Genomic DNA, 19851 nt, shown 5'->3' with positions numbered 1-19851 from the left:
ACCGGGGTATTTTCCCGATCGTCATCTCGATCTGCACTACTAATAACAAATATCGGGAGTCACCGATAGTAGCCCCGTGTTATTTCTGGGTGTTTTTTGAATTTCTTCTTTCACATTTTCGAGATCGATATAGCGATCGGAAACATTAATTAGACTATCACTGGTCATCGATCGTAAGCTGACGACTTCTACTCGTACGCCACGATAACTGACGGCATCGACAGCATAAGCGAGATCGCCATCGCCGCTCACCAACACCGCCGTGTCGTAAGATCCGACTAATGCCATCATATCGACAGCAATTTCGACATCGAGGTTGGCTTTTTTAGAGCCGTCGGGAAGTTGGACTAAATCTTTCGCAATCACCCGATAACCATTGCGCCTCATCCACAGCAGAAACCCCTGCTGCTTTTCGTTAGTGCGATCGACTCCAGTATAGAAAAAAGACCTCAACAGCCGCGAACCACCAGTCAGTCGAGCTAACAGTTTTGTATAATCGATTTCAATATTTAGTTGTAGTGCAGCGTAGAATAAATTCGATCCATCGACAAATATTGCCACTCTTCCGCGATTTTCCAAGACCTGCTGTGCTGAAAATATCGAATTTTCATCATGATTAAAACTATTCATTGTTATAATTTAAAGTTATTAAAAGTTTGAAAAAAGATGAAAATTAAAAAAAGTTTTAAAAAAGATGTGAATCTGCATGACGATCTTCAATCTTGGGCTGTCGATGTCTGATGAGGGGAACGAGAGCGGATGAAGGTTAACTACTAGGAGCAGTCTTAACTTCTAGCTTTGTGAAAATTGGCTGTGGTTCGCCTAATTGGCTGTTAGCTTGTAAAATTCCCCATTGTTGATGATGTTTCCAATTCTCTACTGACGCGGTGTTATCGTCGTTACTATTATTGCAGCAAATTAGATCGAAGTCGATATTTAGCCCTAACTGCCGATAAATATCGGTACTAATTTTTGGCACGATCGGTGACAATAAGTAAGCTGATAACCTAGCTGATTCTAGAACAGAATATAAAACTTGGGCTAACTCTAAATGTTTATCCTGTTTAAATAATGCCCACGGTGCGAGATCGTCGATATATTTATTACTAGAGCGGACTAGATTGAGAATTGCTTCACAGGCATCTCTAAAGGCTAAATTATTGTAGGCGATATCCACTTGTGCCCCCAAATCCCTGCCTAATATTTTGAGGGGATTATCGGCAGCAATATCTGTAGCATTACAATTTGGTATGTACCCCTGACAATATTTTTTAGCCATACCGAGGGTGCGATTGACTAAGTTACCCAAACTATTGGCAAGATCGGCATTGACGATTTCAATAAAGCGGGTTTCATTAAAATCTCCATCCTGACCGAATTCGATTTCTTTAAGAAAGTAATAGCGTAATGGTTCGGCACCATAGCAATCGACTAATGCGATCGGATCGATCGCATTACCTTCACTTTTACTGATTTTTTTACCATCTTTAGTAAAGTAACCGTGAGCAAATACCCGCTCTGGTAACGGTAATTTTGCCGACATTAACATGGCGGGCCAATAAACAGCATGGAACCGTAAAATATCTTTGCCAATCAAATGTAAATCGATCGGCCATCGGGAGTGTAAAGCGTTGTCTAGACTAACTTGAGCATCTGGATCGAGTAAGGCTGTAACATAACCGAGTAAAGCATCAAACCAGACATAAATTGTTTGATCGGGATCGGTAGGGAGCGGAATTCCCCAATCGACATTAACTCTAGAAATCGAAAAATCTTGCAACCCTTGAGCCACAAACTTTAAAACTTCATTGCGGCGACTATTCGGCAAAATAAAATCGGGACGTTCGGCATATAAAGCTTCTAATTGCTGTTGATATTTAGAAAGTCGGAAAAAATAATTACTTTCATCGCGCCATTCTACCTGCTTGCTAGGATGTAACGGACAATGCTTGTCAGCGAGTAAATCTCGCTCCTCTTTAAACTCCTCACAAGCGACACAGTACCAACCCTGCTGAGTTCCTTTGTAAATGTCCCCACTATCCCATACCCGTTGAAAAAACTCATTGACGATCGTTCGATGAGCGGGTGCGGTGGTGCGGATAAATCTGTCGTATTTGATGTCTAGCTTGCTCCACAACGAGTCAAACTTAGCCACAATCCGATCGCAGTGAACTTGAGGATTTACCCCTGCTGCAATCGCCGTCCGCTCGATTTTCTGTCCGTGTTCGTCAGTGCCCGTAATTAATAATACATCGCGACCATTGAGTCTGTGCCATCTAGCGATCGAATCAGCAGCCATTGTAGTATAAGCATGACCGATATGCGGCACATCGTTAACATAGTAGAGCGGTGTTGTGACAGTAAAAGATTGTGAGTGGCTCGCAGGGTGATTCATAAAACGGCTAAAATGTGGCGGACTCAATCGAAATTAGGAACGGGCAGACTAAATTCACACAGCAATGCCATCTAAAATTCTGAATGTGACTAGATTTTGTTGGCACGGCTCTTGAAATTGGCGAGCGCAAACGATCCAGTCCAAAGGCATGTAAAAATGATGTTTGACATTGAGAACTGCGAGATCGATCGTCTGGTGTCGAGTCGGTTGGCTTCGGTAACTGCGTTAGATCCTAACCGCCGCTTCATAGCAGTAAATCGCGGTAGTTGAGTATGCTCAGACGTAGCTCCAGTCTCTATCATAGATGAGGTTTCCCTACTTCTGTCGCTTCTATTAATAATTAGTAATTGGTTTGGTGTTAGAATAAGCCTAAATCAGGGCAACTAGCTCAATGGTAGAGCATCGGACTCTTAATCCGTTGGTTGCGAGTTCGAGCCTCGCGTTGCCCATTTCTCAGAATTTATGTTCGCAGTTATACTACAATGGTCGGAATTCTGAAATTCTCACTAATTGTCCACAGATAATAAATCCTCAGCGATTGCGGTCGATCGATTAGTTAGGATTATTACTTCCAAAGGAGTGTAATTGCTATTTTGCCACTCAGAGCGGCTTTGCATCCACCAGGTTGCAAATCGACTCCAGTGGTAGTATCGGTCGGGTGGGCGATCGATCCCGATCGAATTGGCTATTTCACGACGATCGCCGCCTTTACATTAGCTTAAAAAATTTCACAAATCTTTATCATCTGCTGGGATTAGCGTATACTACGAAGGCAAAGCTTAATCCCAGTTTTATTAGGAGCAGAAATATAATGTCCGAGGCGCAGCAGTCCCTCAGAGTCCCTAGGGAATTTTTGGGGCCGCCTGATGACTTGAACCCCAATGTCTTCATGTTCTTGGGCGCAATTGCTCTAGTGACGATTTCAACGATCGGCTATTGGCATTGGCAGTTACCAGGATGGTGTTGCTTCGGCTTCAATGTCTTGGCTCTACATATGGTAGGTACGGTAATTCACGATGCTTCTCATAATGCGGCGCATCCCAATCGGGTGGTCAATGCCATTATGGGGCACGGTAGTGCACTAATGTTAGGGTTTGCCTTTCCAGTGTTTACCCGCGTTCACATTCAGCATCATGCCAACGTTAACGATCCCGATAACGATCCCGACCATTATGTGTCCACAGGTGGGCCACTCTGGCTGATTGCAGCCAGATTTTTTTATCACGAGATCTATTTTTTCCAGCGCAAATTATGGCGCAAGCACGAACTATTAGAATGGTTTCTCAGTAGGTTGGTAGTTGGCTTGGTAATTTATATTGCCTGTCAACATGGATATACTGGGTACATTTTTAACTACTGGTTTTCACCAGCATTAGTAGTCGGAATAGCACTGGGACTGTTTTTTGATTATCTACCGCATCGTCCTTTTAAAGAGCGCGATCGGTGGAAAAATGCCCGTGTTTATCCCGGTGCGATTCTTAATATCCTAATTTTCGGACAGAATTATCACTTAATTCATCATTTATGGCCGTCAATTCCCTGGTATAAGTACCAAGCTGCTTATCAGGCGACCAAACCACTACTCGAATCAAAAGGCTGCCATCAGTCGCTAGGATTACTACAGGGTAAAGATTTTCTCCATTTTGTTTATGACATCTTTTTGGGGATTAGATTTCACCATAAATCTGAGCCAGCCAAATCGGCACAGCGAGAACAATAGAGTTCGATCGACATAACCACTAACTTTTAGATTGACATAGATTGGGTTGGGTAAATTACCCAACCCAATCTTTATTGACACTAGTAACTTTGTTTTAATGCAAGATGTGAGTGTGGGAATAGAATCGCGATCGGATATTATAATCATCAGTCGAATTACTCGTTCACGAAGTGTGAGCTTTGCCCAATCGTCAAGAACTATACACTTAGTAAAGATGGGGCGATTAGTTCGGCAGGTGTAAGGGTAAAGCTGTAGCTAGCAGCACATTGTGGTCAAAAGCAAACCATGTTTAATAGCATTCATCAGCTCGAACAGCTAGTAACAAATTTTACTCTTCGTGCTAAAATTGCTGCTTAATTGCTGAAAATCGATCGTATTTATTACCTGAATTCCTGTAAAATTTAAGCAAAAATAAGTAACCCCGACCGCAATCTCTTGCAATTTGGAGGAAAAACCTATCAGTAGCATAACCACAACCCAAAATATGTCAACAACAGAACAGTCTGTCATTCACATCTGGGGTCAGCACCCATTGTCAGGGGAAGTAAAAATCAGTGGTGCCAAGAATTCAGCACTAGTCGTAATGGCTGGGGCACTACTGTGTTCGAGTGGCTGTAGGCTCCAGAATATTCCGGGGCTGGTAGATGTCGATAAAATGTGCCAAATTATCGAAGCATTGGGCGTGAAGATTCAACGCAATGGCGACATCCTCGATTTCGATACCACGGGCTTTAACTGTCATACACCGCCCTTTGAATTGGTTTCCAAGTTGCGAGCGGCGTTTTTTGCGATCGGCCCAATTTTAGCTAGGTTGGGAGTCGCTAAAGTACCAATGCCCGGAGGTTGCTCGATCGGTGCTAGGCCGATCGAACTCCACGTCAGAGGATTGCAGGCGATGGGTGCCCATGTCGAAATCGAGCATGGCATCGTCAATGCTTATCTCACTGGGTCGCATAAACGCCTGCAAGGGGCGAAAATTTATCTAGATTACCCAAGTGTCGGCGCGACCGAAACATTGATGATGGCAGCGACGCTAGCCGAAGGTGAGACGATCTTAGAGAACGCCGCCAAGGAACCGGAAGTTGTCGATTTAGCAAATTTCTGTATTGCGATGGGTGCCAAAATTACTGGTGCGGGCAGCGATCGAATTATCATTGTCGGTGTAGATAAACTGCACTCCGCTGACTACAGTATTATTGCCGATCGAGTTGAAGCCGCAACATTCCTCGTCGCTGGCGCGATTACCAATTCGGAATTGAGCGTGTTTCCCGTCATTCCCGACCATCTCACTGCCGCGATCGCTAAATTAAAACAAATCGGTGCTAACGTGGCGATCGATGCACCCGATCGCTTGCGGGTAATTCCAACGGGAATACTCAGAGGCACAGATATCGAGACGCTCCCATATCCAGCATTTCCGACAGATATGCAAGCCCAATTTATGGCACTGCTGGCGGTGAGCGATGGAAATAGTATTATCACCGAAACCGTATTTGAAAATCGACTCCAACACGTCGCCGAACTCAAGCGGATGGGTGCCAATATTCGCGTCAAAGGCAATCATGCGATCGTCGAAGGCGTACCGATGCTATCGGGAGCGACAGTTACCGCCACCGATTTACGAGCATCAGCAGCACTGGTGCTAGCTGGTTTAGCAGCTTATGGCAAAACCACGATCCAAGATTTACATCACCTCGATCGCGGTTATGATAACCTCGAAGCTAAAATGCGAAACCTGGGAGCCAAAATCGAACGGGTGAAAGTCAATGCCGAGGGTGAAACTACCTATCGCTATCCCCAGACTGCTTTGGTGGGTTAGGGATTAGGTGTTAGGTGTTAGGTGTTAGGCTTTAGGCTTTAGGGAATACGCACATCGCACAGGTTCCCCCAATAGCGAATACCCAACACCTAACACCTAACACCTAGTTACTCGATCGTAAATAAACATGTATATGATTAGGCGATCGGGATAACTTTGTGTCACTATCGAAAGTCGCTCCTATCCACTTCCACCTATTTAGATAGATTATGCAGTTAAGATTAGGGGACACCGTACCCAACTTCACACAAGCTACTACCGAAGGCGAGATCGATTTCTTTGCCTGGGCGGGCAATAGCTGGGTAGTTTTATTCTCCCATCCTAAAGATTTTACGCCAGTTTGCACGACCGAACTCGGCGAAGTTGCCAAACTCAAGCCAGAATTTGACAAGCGCAATGTTAAACCGATCGCATTGAGTGTGGATGATGTCGATTCCCACAACGGTTGGGTTGGCGACATTCTCGAAACTCAAGGTTCCGCACTCAATTATCCGATTATTGCCGATCCCGATAAAAAAGTGTCCGACTTATACGACATGATTCACCCTAATGCTAATGCAATGGTGACTGTCCGATCGGTATTTATTATCGACCCTAACAAAAAGCTCCGGTTGACGATTACTTATCCCCCCAGTACCGGACGTAATTTTGATGAAATCTTACGCGTCATCGATTCGCTCCAACTCACCGACAATTACAGTGTAGCGACTCCCGCTAACTGGGTTGATGGTGGCGACTGCGTAGTAGTACCGACAATTTCTACCGCAGAAGCCAAGGTGAAGTTTCCTAAAGGAATTACCGAACTCAAGCCTTATCTCCGGATGACTCCTCAGCCAGATAAATAGGCTTTAGGTTTTAGAGAAATATTAGAATAATAAAAAAAGCGATCGAATCTAAGTTCGATCGCTTTTTTATAGCAACTGATATGGCGACTAAGAACTCATTTAGGATCTTTTAGTAAGGAGGGCGGGTTTGTTCGAGATCGATTTGTAATATCGATAGTTGCTAGCATAAACCCGCCCCTACAGATCCACGTCTTACTCCTTACTCCTTACTCCTTATTTCTTACTCCTTACTCAACCTCTCGCACCCATTTCTAACATCAGCTTAGATTTCTTGACTCCATCGGGAATTTCGACTGGATAATCGCCCGTGAAGCAAGCCGAGCAAAAACTGTTAGGATCGCGATTTGTAGCAGTTAACATCCCGTCCCAAGAAAGATATGATAGCGTATCGACACCAATTTGCTCGGCAATTTCCGCCACAGATTTAGTCGCTGCAATCAGTTGATCTTGAGTATCGGTATCGATGCCATAGAAGCAAGGATGGGTGACTGGCGGTGAAGAAATCCGCATGTGAATCTCAGTCGCACCAGCATCTCGCAACGCTTTTACCAATTTACGACTGGTAGTACCCCGGACGATCGAATCATCGATCACAATTACTCGTTTACCTTTCAAAACATCTCGGAGTGGGTTTAATTTCATCCGAATCCCCGATTCCCGCATCTCTTGAGTCGGTTGAATAAAGGTGCGCCCGACATAGCGATTTTTGATTAAGCCTTCGGCATAGGGAATTCCCGATGCTTCCGAAAAACCGATGGCGGCGGGGATGCCCGAATCTGGTACGCCAATTACGATATCTGCTGCGTGAAATGATTCTTTTGCCAATTGTTTGCCCAACCGCATCCGGTAGCTATACAAACTCTCATCGTTTACCCAACTGTCGGGACGAGCGAAATAAATCATCTCGAAAATACACAGTTTCGGCTCTGGTGCTGGTGCCCAGTTAATCTCTTCGACACCATTTTCATCGATCCACAGCAATTCGCCCGGTTTGACATCGCGATCGTAATCGGCTCCAATAATGTCTAAAGCGCAGGTTTCGGAAGCTACTACATAATGTCCGATGTGGTCGGGCATTACCCCCAATACTAGCGGTCGAATCCCATAAGTGTCGCGGATCGCCATGATGCCATCGGGAGTGGCAATCGTTAGACTGAAGGCACCTACACATTGCTTGCAAGCCGCAATTGTCGCATCGACCCAGCCCTTGCCAGCATTGACTTCTGCCGCAATAATTAAAGCAATCATTTCCGAATCGATCGTCGTCGTAGGTTCGACACCCATCCCGATTAGATATTCCCGCAACTGAGTTGTATTGACAAGGTTGCCATTATGTGCTAAAGCTAACTTTCCGAGTCTGGTTTCGACAATCACTGGTTGCGCGTTACAACGGCGACTCGATCCGGTGGTAGAGTAGCGAGTATGTCCGATAGCCAATTGCCCTGGCAACTTTTGTAAAATCTCTGGACTAAATACATGAGATACCAGCCCCATATCCCGATGCTCGTGGAGTTGTCGCCCATCAAAAGTCGCGATTCCCGCAGATTCTTGACCGCGATGTTGAAGTGCGTACAAACCAAAATAGGTGAGTTTAGCAACTTCCTGACCGGGAGCATAGATTCCAAATACTCCACAGGCTTCTTCAGGTTTATCGATAGCATCTTCACGATCGGACACATTAGAAGGAAGCCGAACGAGATCGGCACAGGGATCGAGGCGCAAGTCGCTATCGGGAATCATGTAGTGGCTGGTGTGGCGAAAGGGTGGCTAATTTTTAGGAAAAATCGATGCGGGAAGGGGCATATTTACGACAGTTGAATACATCGTAATTAACTTGTCAACTGCTAGTTACAGCATAACCTAGCGAGTAGCCAAATATACATAATAAATACCAAGACAAGAATTAAGTAATTCTGATGTTAGTCGCACTGAAATATCGATGGCTGAGTTTCACAGTAGTCTATCTGTTTAAATGTTGTTAAACATTTATTAAGAATCTATTAAAGATAGCACGAAATTACCAGATCGAACCTAAGAATACGATTGGGTAAAATGTTCGCCCAGCAACCTCAGCAGCTAGCCAAGCATCTCGATCGCGAACTATTGACTGCTATTCACAACTCATAACCGATAACTGTCATGTCAAATTCTTTCCATTGGTTAGACCTGAGTGAATATTTCGCGATCGCGATCGCTGTAGTCGGCACGATCGCCTCTGTCGCATCCTCAACTTGGATCTATGCCATCGTACCGCTCTTGGTCAGTCTGATTCTCAATGCCATCAATCGCTGGCGCGCCACTAAGCAGCTCCGCCTGCACGAGCGAAATTTAGAACGCAAATTCGATCGCGATCTTCAACAACAAGGTGAAGTTCTCCAGCAAGAAATCGCCCAAGCCCGCAGTTTTGCGACAGCTTTAGTCAAACAGACGATGGCTGCCAAAACCGCCGAACCAGTAACAATCGCCGCCGCAAATCGGCAAGAGGTGGCGGTATTAGAGCAAAAATTCGATCGGCACAAACAATTGATGCTCTCGATGCAAGAGCATGTCACCGGGGTAGAAGGCAGCCTTAAAGATGTCGTCGATCTGCTCGAAGGTAATGCCCTCACTGAGCGGGTAGAATACCTAGAACGCCATCTCACCCAAGTATCGCAGCAATTAGGACTAGATCCGATCGACTCAGCACCTATCCCAAAGGCGGTAAATATCGTTAATGATGATGAGTCAGAAATAGATATCCGTCCCTTACTAGACATGATTTCTGAAGATTTAATGTCGAGCGAACTGCTGCCAGAAAATCTGATATCGGGAGAACTCAGCGGCGATCTGTGGACGAAACCGACTTGGGATTTAGAGCGGACGATCGCCGCTCATGCCGATTGGGTGCGGTGTCTGAGTTTTACGCCAAATAGTACCCAGCTAATCAGTGGGAGTTTTGATAAAACGATTAAGCTGTGGCAGCTAGATACAGGTGTGGTAATTCATACCCTCACTGACGATCGCCGCAAGGGGGTGTTTGCACTAGCGGTCAGTCCTGATGGTAAGCTGCTAGCCAGCGGCAGTTGGGACGAACGGATTGAATTATGGAATTTGGAAACAGGCGAGCTACTCCAGCATCTGACTCACCATCAAGCTTCGGTGCGATCTTTAGCGATCGGCCCCGATAGTAAAACCCTCGTCAGCGGTAGCTTCGATCGCACGATCGTGCTGTGGAGTTTGCCCGATGGTAAGGTTATTAAAACTCTCACCGCTCCCGAACCGATTGCCGCGATCGCCCTCAGTGCCGATGGTAAATTTTTAGTTAGTACTGGCGATAATGGTGCGATCGAGATTTGGTCGTTGGCAGCGGGCAAACCGATCGCCCAATCTAGCGATAATAAATATTGTATCGGTTCGCTGGTAATTAGTCCTGATGCCCAGACGATCGCCGCAGGCACCGTTAATGGCTATATCGTCCTGTGGCAGCTCCAAAACATTACTAATGGTGTGCCCCAACAAATCGCGCTCACCCAGACGATTAAAGCCCATGCCGGACAGATTAATGCTTGCGTGTTTAGTCCCGACGGTCAATATTTAATTACTGGCAGTGTCGATGGTAAAGCCAAAGTCTGGTATCGCGGCGAAGATCTTCAATTCCGCGATAAAGCCAGAAGTATTCTCAAAGGCGATCCGGGTCGCTCGGTGATGTCGGTCGCGATCGCGCCCCACAGTCAATTAATTGCGATCGGTGGTGCTGACGGTACCATTCAATTATGGAAAAGGATGTAAGTAATGATACTTAACTGCATTTACGGTACGCAGGGAATGTGAGATCGCGGCGAAATGTCGATCTAACCTTACTCAAGTAGCTTCACGGGGAAAATTATTAGCAAAATGCGATCGAAGATGTTGCCGATCTGACAATCTTAGGGAATAATACTGAAGACACTACCGTTGGACTTTTAAACCAAATTAAATTTCAAGATTTTAAATTATGCGAATTTTAGTCACAGGTGGTGCCGGATTTATTGGTTCTCATCTGATCGATCGATTGATGAAAGAGCAGCATGACGTAATTTGCTTAGATAATTTTTACACGGGAACTAAGCATAATATTAGCAAATGGTTGGGTCAGCCCAATTTTGAATTTATCCGTCACGATATTACCGAACCGATCCGGTTAGAAGTAGATCGAATTTATCATTTGGCTTGTCCGGCATCGCCAGTTCATTATCAGTCAAATCCGATTAAAACTATTAAGGTGAGTTTTCTGGGTACGTCGAATATGCTCGGACTTGCCAAACGGGTAAAGGCGCGATTTTTACTGGCTTCGACTTCCGAAGTTTATGGCGATCCGAATGTCCATCCGCAGCCCGAATCTTATCATGGCAATGTCAATCCGATCGGGATCAGGTCTTGCTATGACGAAGGCAAACGGATCGCAGAAACACTCAGTTTCGACTACCACCGCCAACATGGTGTCGAGATTCGGGTCGCGAGAATTTTTAATACTTATGGCCCTCGGATGTTAGAAAATGACGGTCGGGTAGTGAGTAATTTTATCGCCCAATCTTTACAAGGAAAATCGTTAACTGTCTATGGTGATGGCAGCCAAACTCGCAGTTTTTGTTATGCCACAGATCAGGTCGATGGCTTGATGAAATTGATGGATGGCGACCACACTGGGCCGATTAATATTGGCAATCCTGAAGAATATACTATTTTACAACTTGCCGAGAAAGTCCGCGACAAAATTGCACCCGATCGCGAAATTATTTTCAAACCATTGCCTCAAGACGATCCCAGACAGCGCAAGCCAGATATTACCAAAGCGAAAACTCTGCTAAATTGGCAGCCAACTGTCTCGCTAGAGACGGGATTGACAGAGACAATTGCTGAATTTAGGCAGCGATTAGGAGTGACAGCTTAGATCCGATCCTGCGGCAATTATATCTATTTATATCAAAATCTGGGGGCAATTTAAAAATGCGTGTTTGTACGATCGGAACGGGTTATGTTGGGCTAGTGACTGGAGCGTGTCTGGCACATATCGGCCATGATGTCGTCTGTGTGGATAATAACCCCGCGAAAGTGGAGTTAATGAAATCTGGGCATTCGCCAATCTACGAGCCAGGATTGTCAGAAATTATGACAGCAGCAATGGCGACGGGACGATTGCAGTTTACAACCGATCTCGCTTTTGGGGTCGAACATGGCGAAATCTTGTTTATCGCTGTCGGTACGCCACCGTTGCCGAATGGTTCTAGCGATACTCAATATGTCGAAGCGGTCGCTAAAGGCATCGGGCAACACCTTAAAAGTGATTATAAAGTCATCGTGAATAAGTCTACCGTCCCGATCGGATCGGGTGACTGGGTGAAAATGTTGGTACTCGATGGTGTCGCCGCCCGGAAACAACCCGTACTGGCAGGTGGTGGGGATAGCTCTAGACCAGCAGCTTCACTCCTCCCGCACTTTGATGTCGTCAGCAATCCCGAATTTTTACGGGAGGGTTCGGCAATTTATGATACGCTTAACCCCGATCGGATCGTATTGGGCAGTCACAGCCAACAGGCACTCGATTTGATGCTAGAGTTATACGCACCGATTATCGATCGTCAATATAGCGAAGATCCCACTCTCCCAGCCGTCGCCGTCCTCACGACAGACTTAGGCTCGGCAGAAATGATTAAATATGCCGCTAATGCTTTCCTCGCCACCAAAATCAGCTTTATTAACGAGATTGCCAATATTTGCGAGCGCGTCGGTGCGGATGTCACTCAGGTATCTAAAGGCATCGGCTTAGATTCACGAATCGGTAATAAGTTTCTCAACGCTGGCATCGGCTGGGGCGGATCTTGTTTCCCTAAAGATCTGGCTGCGCTAATTCATACTGGTGCCGATTATGGATACGATGCTCGTTTGCTCAAAGCAACTGTCGATGTCAATCAACAACAGCGGACACTGGTGATTCAAAAACTTCAAAAATCTCTCAAAATCCTCAAGGGTAAAACTATCGGTTTACTGGGCTTGACTTTTAAACCAGACACTGATGATTTGCGAGATGCTCCTGCGCTTGATATAATTCAGACATTGATTGAATTAGGTGCGAAGGTCAAAGCTTATGACCCAATTATTTCGCCAGCGTCCGCACATTCGCTTTTAACTAATGTCAACCTAGTAGACAGCCCCAATCTGTTAGCCACCGATAGCGATGCGATCGTCTTAATGACAGAATGGGCCGAATTTCAAGAATTAGATTATCATCATTTAGCTACATTGATGCGTTCGCCGATCGCGATCGATTGCCGAAATTTTCTATCGCCAGCACGTCTGACCGATGCGGGTTTCCAACATATTGGCATCGGTTGTTAATTAAGTTAAAATTGCCCGGTACGCTGGTATCGATCCACCGGGCTATTAAAATTATTTATTTAGGGTATTCTTGAATATTTACTCCGATCGCCCACTTCTATTAGTTACTTGGTAGCCGAAATCTACAAAATAACTCGATCGAATCAACACAATATTCTTAATATTACGATCGTTCGATCTCGATTACTTCAGCCATTTGGCGGTTAGTTGCCCACCCATATCAAATAGTCTTCCAAAATGAAAGAGAGCTTTCCTGAGTATAATAATCCGCCTAGACTAATGCCGTCTCCAGTGGCAGCAAAACCGCGCCCCAATGGCTTTAATGAACCCCGGCAAGAAGAGGGAATCGGGATCGGGACGATCTTAAACGGCTTGCGTAAATATTGGTATGCTTCGGTACTGACTACCGCACTGATGATGGGCGTAATCGGTTACACCACCTGGAAGCAAGTCCGCATTTACCGATCGAATGTTCAAATTGCGATCGATCTTAAAGGCGGTAACAGCTTTGCGGAGAAATTAGCTGGGGGTGCCGATAGTAGTGGGCAATCCGAAGATCGGACGATCGCGATTGAGACGATTACCCAATCGCTCAGAAGTAAAAGCATGATCGAGCAAGCAATTTCGACAATTCCCGATCCGAAATTGCGCCCATCTGTCGCGCAGGTATTAGCCGGATTGGCAATTCAGTCAAAGCCAGACAGTAACGTATTGACTGTCAGCTATACATCACTCTCACCTAACGAAATCGTTGCCGTACTCAACTCTTTGAGTAAAGTGTATATCGACTACAGTATCCGTGCCAAAAAAGCGCGAACCAATAACTCGATCGAATTTATCGAGACTCAATTACCTGCTTCGCGCAAGCGGCTCGAAGCTTCGGCATCGCAAATCGAGCAATTTCGGATTAAATACCGATTTGTCGATCCGGCGACATCGGCGAGTGCGCTCGATGGTTATCGCCAAGGCATCGTTGCCAAAATTAATGAATCGCGATCTGTTTACTACCAAACCCAGAAGCAGTACGAAGAACTCAAAAAACAACTCGCTGGCGTGGGGCTGACATCCGAAGGTAACTTGAGTACGACCATGTTAACTCAAGATGCTGGGTATCAAGGACTATTCACGCAGCTCAAACAGTTAGAGTTAGCATACAACCAAGAAAGCGTGCGGTTTAGCCCTGAAAACCCGCTGATTGTGGCACTAAAGTCCAAACGCGATGGTGTGTTGGTATTGCTCCGAGAACGTGCTAAACAAGTCCTCAAACGCCAAATCACTGATGCCGAACTCACCCAGGGGGGGATTGCTAACTTTAGCAACAGTCTGGCGCAAAACTTAGCCAACCGACAAGCAGAACTTGAAACCAGCTTAGTTGCCCAAACCGCTCAGGCTCAGAGTTTAGAAGCAGTTTACCAGCAGGTTCAGACTCAAATCGCCCAATTACCCGGACTGCAAAAGCAATACACCGAATTGCAACGGGAATATCAAATTGCCTCCCAAGAGCTGACAGCCTTCTTACAAAAAGTTCAAGAATTAAAAATCGTTAACGCCGAGCAAGTCGTACCGTGGCGATTATTAGATCCACCAGAATTTCCGCAATTTCCAGTTTCACCCGACGTTCCCCGTCAAATGGGCTTAGGCGCGATCGGTAGTATTTTAGCAGGTGTATTGGTATCTGTCGGCTTGAATAAACTCGACGATCGGGTTGATAACCCCGATAGCGTTAAAGCAATGACGGGAATGCCGATTCTCTCACTGATTCCCAGAGTAGAAGATCTGGAGCAATCGGCATCGACGCGCGGCGGTACTTTTCTCCAAACTAATAAAGGTAAGAGCAAAGATTACTCTTATTGGAGTTTTGTCGAGTCGATTCGGACTTTAGCATTGGGGATTGGTTTGACATCCGATCGCGATGAAAAACAAGCAGGTAAAGCGATTGCGATGACTTCTTCTCTACCAAAAGAAGGGAAATCGACAATTACTTTCCATACTGGTAATACCTTAGCAGAACTCGGTTATCGGGTATTGTTAATTGATGCCGATATGCACAAATCGACGATCGCGCAATTATGTGCGACTTCACCATTATTTAAACGTGAAGATTGCGATAGTGAGGAAGGATTGAGCGATGCAATTTTAGGTAACCGTGAATGGAAAGACTTAATTAAAGTCAGTCCGGAATCTAAATTGAACGTGATGTTTTCGGGTCAGCAAACAGTTAGTTCGATCGTGTTATTTAATTCACCTCGGTTATTACGATTGATCGAGGAATGGCGGAATGAATACGATTATATTATCTTTGATACACCGCCGATCGTTGGTGTCAGCGATACCCGATTATTATCGAGTTTAGTTGATGGTATTGTCTATATTGTCAGTCTCAATGTCGCTCAAAAACAAATTATCGATCGCGGTATCGATATTATTTCCACCCTCAGAACTCCGGTATTAGGCTTGGCAATCAACCGAGTTGAGAATCATCATTCTGGCTATAACAAGTACTACCAGTACTATCAAGCCGCTGACCTCACTAGCAAAACTGATAAATCTAAAATTCTCAGTCCTGAAAAACAAGGAGTAGAAGTTTAACTCGGTTGGTGGAGGCAAAACCAATGAATATCGCAAATCTTCTACTCGATCTATCTGTAAGATCGAGTGGAGATCGGGGGTTGATAGTTTTGAAGATCGCTGCCAAATTCAATCCGAATTAGGTTCTAAAATAAACTTGAGCTTCGAGTGGATTGGGCACGATCGTTCGATCGCCTGGTTGCCAATCTGCGGGGCAAACTTCGTTAGGATTGGCTTGAACGTGTTGAATTGCTTTGAGTACGCGCAAGGTTTCATCAACGCTCCGACCGAAGGAAAGATTATTGACCGTAGCGTACTGCAAAATTCCAGATCGATCGATAATAAATAAACCGCGCAATGCTGCGCCCAAATCTGGATCTAAAACATTGTAAGCCATGCTAATTTCTCGTTTGAGGTCGGATACTAATGGGTAATTAATATCGCCCAAACCGCCCATTTTCCGCTCGGTTTGAATCCAAGCTAAATGTGAAAACTCGCTATCGACCGATATTCCTAGAATCTCGGTATTGAGAGCTTGAAATTCAGCATAGCGATCGCTAAAGGCAATAATTTCAGTCGGGCAAACAAAAGTAAAATCGAGGGGATAGAAAAATAAAACGACGTATTTGTGATAGCTCGATAATTTGACTTGCTGAAACTGGCAGTTGATAACAGCAGTTGCCGTAAAATTCGGTGCGACTTGGCCTACTCTCAGACCACTTTCAGGGTAGTTGTTCATATATTTATTTTCTAGCTAATTTAGGCTGTAGAGATAAAAATTGAAAAATATTTACAATATTTAACTAACGATCTTGGATGTAAATGCGGGGAGCGAAAAGTGCGTTCTTGGGGCGTGAGCTTTGTGGGGGAAGCTTCCCCCTGTCTTGTCGCACACAAACGGGAGGAAGCCTCCCGTTCAATGCGCCGCAAGTGAAACACCTTTTCAAGAGAGCGATAAGTAGAGTACTTTCAACTAAATTAATGTTAGCCTGGAAAATGTTGCTCGTTGGCGTTGGCGAAGCCTACCGTAGGTACAGCCGCGCCGAGAGGTAATCGCGAGTAAATCGCGCGCCCCCGCCAGCGGCAGATCGAAAATACCCTCCACCTCCAGAATTGTCAGTCAGTATGGGTCTTTTAACACGGCTATCATTATTTATTACCGACCTCGACCATACTCTAGTTGGTAATGACAAATCGCTGGATCTACTCAATCAGACCCTCGAATTTCAGCGTCAAACTAACGGTACTAAGCTAGTTTATGCCACCGGACGATCGCGATCTTCCTACCTAGAACTAGCCGCCAGCCAGCCGCTACTGCCCCCTGACGCGCTGATTGCGGCGGTGGGTACCGAAATTTATCTCGGTGGATCTACAGAGCCAGATGCCGAGTGGGCGGATAAACTCAGCGTCAACTGGCACCGCGCCGAAATTGTCGCGATTTCTAATCGGTTTGCCGACTTAGAACCCCAGCCGCCAGCCGAACAACGACCGTTTAAAATCAGCTACTATCTATCTGCAAGTGTCGTTGGTGCTGTCGTACCGCACTTACAAGAATTGCTAGTGGAGCAGGGCATCGATGCCGAAATTATTTATAGTGGCAGTAGGGATTTAGATATTCTGCCGCGCGGTGGTGATAAAGGTAAAGCAGTGCAATTTTTGCGCGATCGCTGGCAGATCGATCCCATGCATACTGTAGTATGTGGCGATTCTGGTAACGACATTTCGCTATTCAAATATGGTACCGAACGCGGCATTATTGTTGGCAACGCCCAATCAGAACTCCGGCTGTGGTACGAACTTCATCCAGTTGACTATCATTACCTCGCGGTTGCCGAGTGCGCTGGGGGAATTTTGGAAGGGCTACAGTATTTCAGATTTGTCGAATAGTTTAGATCCACTTCCCGCTTAATTCCTCCTTTGGGAAGAGCCAGAGTGGGATTCCCTTCATGTAGAGTTTTATCAAGATCTCGATCGCGCCACTAGTTTTGAATGTAATTGTAGTAAATAGAGGCTGTGCCATAGATTGCGGTTGCTAAGTCTGGCGATCGGTGCCAGATCGAATTAAATTGCCTCTTGACAAATTGACAAATATACCTGAACTTGACTCAATAGTACCGCTGTTAATCACAACGCACTCAGCACAGCTTTTTTTACCACCTCCCGACGACCTCTAAACGCCCCTATGTCAACCCTCGTCATCGTCGAATCTCCTACCAAAGCGCGCACTATTAGTAAGTTTTTGCCATCTAGTTACGTGGTAAAAGCTTCGATGGGGCACGTTCGTGATTTGCCACCCTCAGCAGAAGAAATTCCGGCTGAGTACAAATCAGAGAAGTGGGCAAACTTAGGGATTAATGTTGAATCGGGATTTGCACCGCTGTACATTATTCCCAAAGACAAGCGCAAGATCGTTCAAGAACTAAAAACCGCCCTCAAAGGCTGCCAAGAACTGATTCTAGCGACGGACGAAGATCGGGAGGGGGAAAGTATCAGTTGGCACCTGTTACAACTGCTCAACCCCAAGGTACCCACCAAGCGGATGGTATTCCATGAGATTACCAAAGAGGCAATTCAAAAGGCACTCAAAAATTGCCGCGATATCGACGAGCAGATCGTTCATGCGCAAGAGACGCGGCGGATTCTCGATCGATTGGTAGGTTATACGCTCTCGCCACTGTTATGGCGGAAGATTGCGGGTGGTTTATCGGCGGGTAGAGTGCAGTCTGTCGCGGTGAGATTGCTAGTAATTAAGGAACGCCAACGGCGGGCGTTTAAATCGGCACAGTACTGGGATCTTAAAGCATTACTCGCACATAACAAAGCTGAATTCGACTCGAAACTGGTAACGGTAGACGGGGCTAAAGTTGCCACGGGTGCCGATTTCGACCCCAATACCGGAAATCTGTTAGCAGGTAAAAAAGTTAAAATTCTCAACGGGGTAGAAGCTAACGCCTTAGTCGAAAACCTCAAAGGCAAAACCTGGACGGTAACCGGATTAGAAGAAAAACCCGTCACCCGCAAACCAGCACCCCCATTTACGACTTCTACCCTTCAACAAGAAGCCAACCGCAAACTGCGCCTATCGGCACGGGAAACCATGCGCGTGGCTCAGAGCTTATACGAACAGGGTTATATCACCTACATGCGGACAGATTCTGTCAGTTTATCCGCACAAGCGATCGAAGCCGCCCGTTCCTGCGTACTAGAAAAATACGGGCAAGAATATCTCAGCCCCGCACCCCGCCAATACAGCACCAAATCCAAGGGTGCCCAAGAAGCGCACGAAGCAATTCGCCCCGCTGGGAGCAGTTTTCGCACGCCCAGAGAAACGGGACTTGCCGCGAAAGAACTCCAACTCTACGATCTGGTGTGGAAGCGGACGGTGGCTTCTCAAATGGCAGATGCGCGCCAAACCCAGCTCAGTGTCGATTTAAAGGTCGAGAATGCTGGTTTTCGGTCTAGCGGTAAGCGGATCGATTTCCCTGGCTACCTGAGAGCGTACGTCGAAGGCTCCGACGATCCCAATGCGGCGATCGAAGACCAAGAAATTATTCTCCCCGCATTAGTCAAGGGTGATAAACCAGAGTGCAAAAAACTCAGTGCGATCGACCACGAAACCCAGCCTCCCGCCCGTTATACCGAAGCATCGTTAGTCAAGATGCTCGAAAGTGAAGGCATCGGTCGCCCCAGTACTTATGCCAGCATCATCGGGACGATTATCGATCGGGGGTACGCGCAACTGCAAAATAATGCCCTCGTGCCCAGTTTTACAGCATTTGCCGTTACAGCTCTACTCGAAAAACACTTCCAAGAGCTTGTCGATCCGAGTTTCACCGCCCGGATGGAACAAACCCTCGACGATATCTCCACGGGGACGACTCAATGGTTGCCTTATTTAGAAAAATTCTACTTAGGTGAAAAAGGGCTAGAAAATCAGGTCAAATTAGGGTTTACCGATATCGATGCTACCCTGGCTCGAACGATCGATCTCGAAAATCTCGATGTCAAAGTCCGAATTGGCAAATTTGGCGCGTTTATCGAAACCGAATCGGGTAACGCCTCCATTCCCAAAGATCTCACCCCCGCCGACTTAGCCCCAGAAACGATCGAAATGTTGCTCAAACAAAAGAGCAGCACCCCCGATACTCTC

15 protein-coding genes and 1 tRNA gene are annotated in these 19851 nt (G+C 46.0%); 11 read left to right on the top strand and 5 right to left on the bottom strand.

All coding sequences use genetic code 11. The features are described 5' to 3' along the window. Nucleotides 1–39: 39 nt before the first annotated feature. Together Q0R35_RS01860 and metG are read right to left on the bottom strand one after the other, a co-directional pair. A complete protein-coding gene (locus Q0R35_RS01860; protein ID WP_295613901.1) occupies nucleotides 40–630 on the bottom strand; it encodes an NYN domain-containing protein in 591 nt (196 codons plus the stop codon). A 136-nt stretch (nucleotides 631–766) separates the two neighbouring features. Continuing rightward, nucleotides 767–2395: a methionine--tRNA ligase gene (metG, locus tag Q0R35_RS01855; RefSeq protein ID WP_295613898.1), complete on the bottom strand. Its 1629-nt coding sequence runs from the start codon at nucleotides 2393–2395 to the stop codon at nucleotides 767–769. 377 nt (nucleotides 2396–2772) lie between these two features. Between metG and Q0R35_RS01850 the strand changes: the two genes are divergently transcribed. The 5 genes from Q0R35_RS01850 (at nucleotide 2773) to Q0R35_RS01830 (ending at nucleotide 6779) form a co-directional block, all read left to right on the top strand. Next, nucleotides 2773–2844 (top strand) — tRNA-Lys (locus Q0R35_RS01850). 144 nt (nucleotides 2845–2988) lie between these two features. Beyond that, entirely contained in the window at nucleotides 2989–3117 is a 129-nt protein-coding gene (locus Q0R35_RS01845) for a hypothetical protein (RefSeq protein ID WP_295613896.1), read from the top strand. 89 nt (nucleotides 3118–3206) lie between these two features. Then, the gene (crtR, locus tag Q0R35_RS01840) at nucleotides 3207–4115 is read left to right on the top strand and encodes a beta-carotene hydroxylase (RefSeq protein WP_295613894.1); all 909 of its coding nucleotides are present in this window, start codon (nucleotides 3207–3209) and stop codon (nucleotides 4113–4115) included. A 484-nt stretch (nucleotides 4116–4599) separates the two neighbouring features. Then, nucleotides 4600–5934, top strand: a complete 1335-nt coding sequence (gene murA, locus Q0R35_RS01835; protein ID WP_295613892.1) for a UDP-N-acetylglucosamine 1-carboxyvinyltransferase — start codon at nucleotides 4600–4602, stop codon at nucleotides 5932–5934. Between the two features lie 209 nt (nucleotides 5935–6143). Continuing rightward, complete coding sequence (locus Q0R35_RS01830) at nucleotides 6144–6779, top strand: peroxiredoxin (RefSeq protein WP_295613890.1); 636 nt, start codon at nucleotides 6144–6146, stop codon at nucleotides 6777–6779. Between the two features lie 231 nt (nucleotides 6780–7010). Here Q0R35_RS01830 and purF read toward each other — a convergent pair whose 3' ends face one another. Then, entirely contained in the window at nucleotides 7011–8519 is a 1509-nt protein-coding gene (purF, locus tag Q0R35_RS01825; RefSeq protein ID WP_295613888.1) for an amidophosphoribosyltransferase, read from the bottom strand. Nucleotides 8520–8918: 399 nt separating this feature from the next. On the opposite strand from purF, the gene Q0R35_RS01820 reads away from it, so the two are divergent. From Q0R35_RS01820 to Q0R35_RS01805, 4 genes are all read left to right on the top strand, one after another. Further along, nucleotides 8919–10547, top strand: a complete 1629-nt coding sequence (locus Q0R35_RS01820) for a WD40 repeat domain-containing protein (protein WP_295613886.1) — start codon at nucleotides 8919–8921, stop codon at nucleotides 10545–10547. A 205-nt stretch (nucleotides 10548–10752) separates the two neighbouring features. Beyond that, entirely contained in the window at nucleotides 10753–11688 is a 936-nt protein-coding gene (locus tag Q0R35_RS01815) for a UDP-glucuronic acid decarboxylase family protein (protein WP_295613884.1), read from the top strand. A 56-nt stretch (nucleotides 11689–11744) separates the two neighbouring features. Beyond that, on the top strand, nucleotides 11745–13133 hold the full coding sequence (locus Q0R35_RS01810) for a UDP-glucose/GDP-mannose dehydrogenase family protein (RefSeq protein WP_295613882.1): 1389 nt from the start codon (nucleotides 11745–11747) through the stop codon (nucleotides 13131–13133). 237 nt (nucleotides 13134–13370) lie between these two features. Beyond that, nucleotides 13371–15722 (top strand): AAA family ATPase, encoded by a 2352-nt coding sequence (locus tag Q0R35_RS01805; RefSeq protein ID WP_295613880.1) that lies wholly within the window; start codon nucleotides 13371–13373, stop codon nucleotides 15720–15722. A gap of 118 nt (nucleotides 15723–15840) precedes the next feature. On the opposite strand, the gene Q0R35_RS01800 is transcribed toward Q0R35_RS01805, so the two are convergent. Both Q0R35_RS01800 and Q0R35_RS01795 read right to left on the bottom strand, forming a co-directional pair. Further along, complete coding sequence (locus Q0R35_RS01800; RefSeq protein WP_295613878.1) at nucleotides 15841–16440, bottom strand: peroxiredoxin; 600 nt, start codon at nucleotides 16438–16440, stop codon at nucleotides 15841–15843. A 234-nt stretch (nucleotides 16441–16674) separates the two neighbouring features. Next, nucleotides 16675–16806, bottom strand: a complete 132-nt coding sequence (locus Q0R35_RS01795; RefSeq protein ID WP_295613876.1) for a hypothetical protein — start codon at nucleotides 16804–16806, stop codon at nucleotides 16675–16677. Between the two features lie 20 nt (nucleotides 16807–16826). Here Q0R35_RS01795 and Q0R35_RS01790 point away from each other — a divergent pair, with 20 nt between their 5' ends. Next, nucleotides 16827–17588: a sucrose-phosphate phosphatase gene (locus Q0R35_RS01790; RefSeq protein ID WP_295613873.1), complete on the top strand. Its 762-nt coding sequence runs from the start codon at nucleotides 16827–16829 to the stop codon at nucleotides 17586–17588. Between the two features lie 295 nt (nucleotides 17589–17883). Beyond that, a partial coding sequence (gene topA / locus Q0R35_RS01785) for a type I DNA topoisomerase (RefSeq protein ID WP_295613871.1) occupies nucleotides 17884–19851 on the top strand: 1968 nt, incomplete at its 3' end.

This window comes from Chamaesiphon sp. GL140_3_metabinner_50 (assembly GCF_025361915.1).
Lineage (GTDB): Bacteria > Cyanobacteriota > Cyanobacteriia > Cyanobacteriales > Chamaesiphonaceae > Chamaesiphon.
This window is presented reverse-complemented; position numbering and strand designations above follow the sequence as displayed.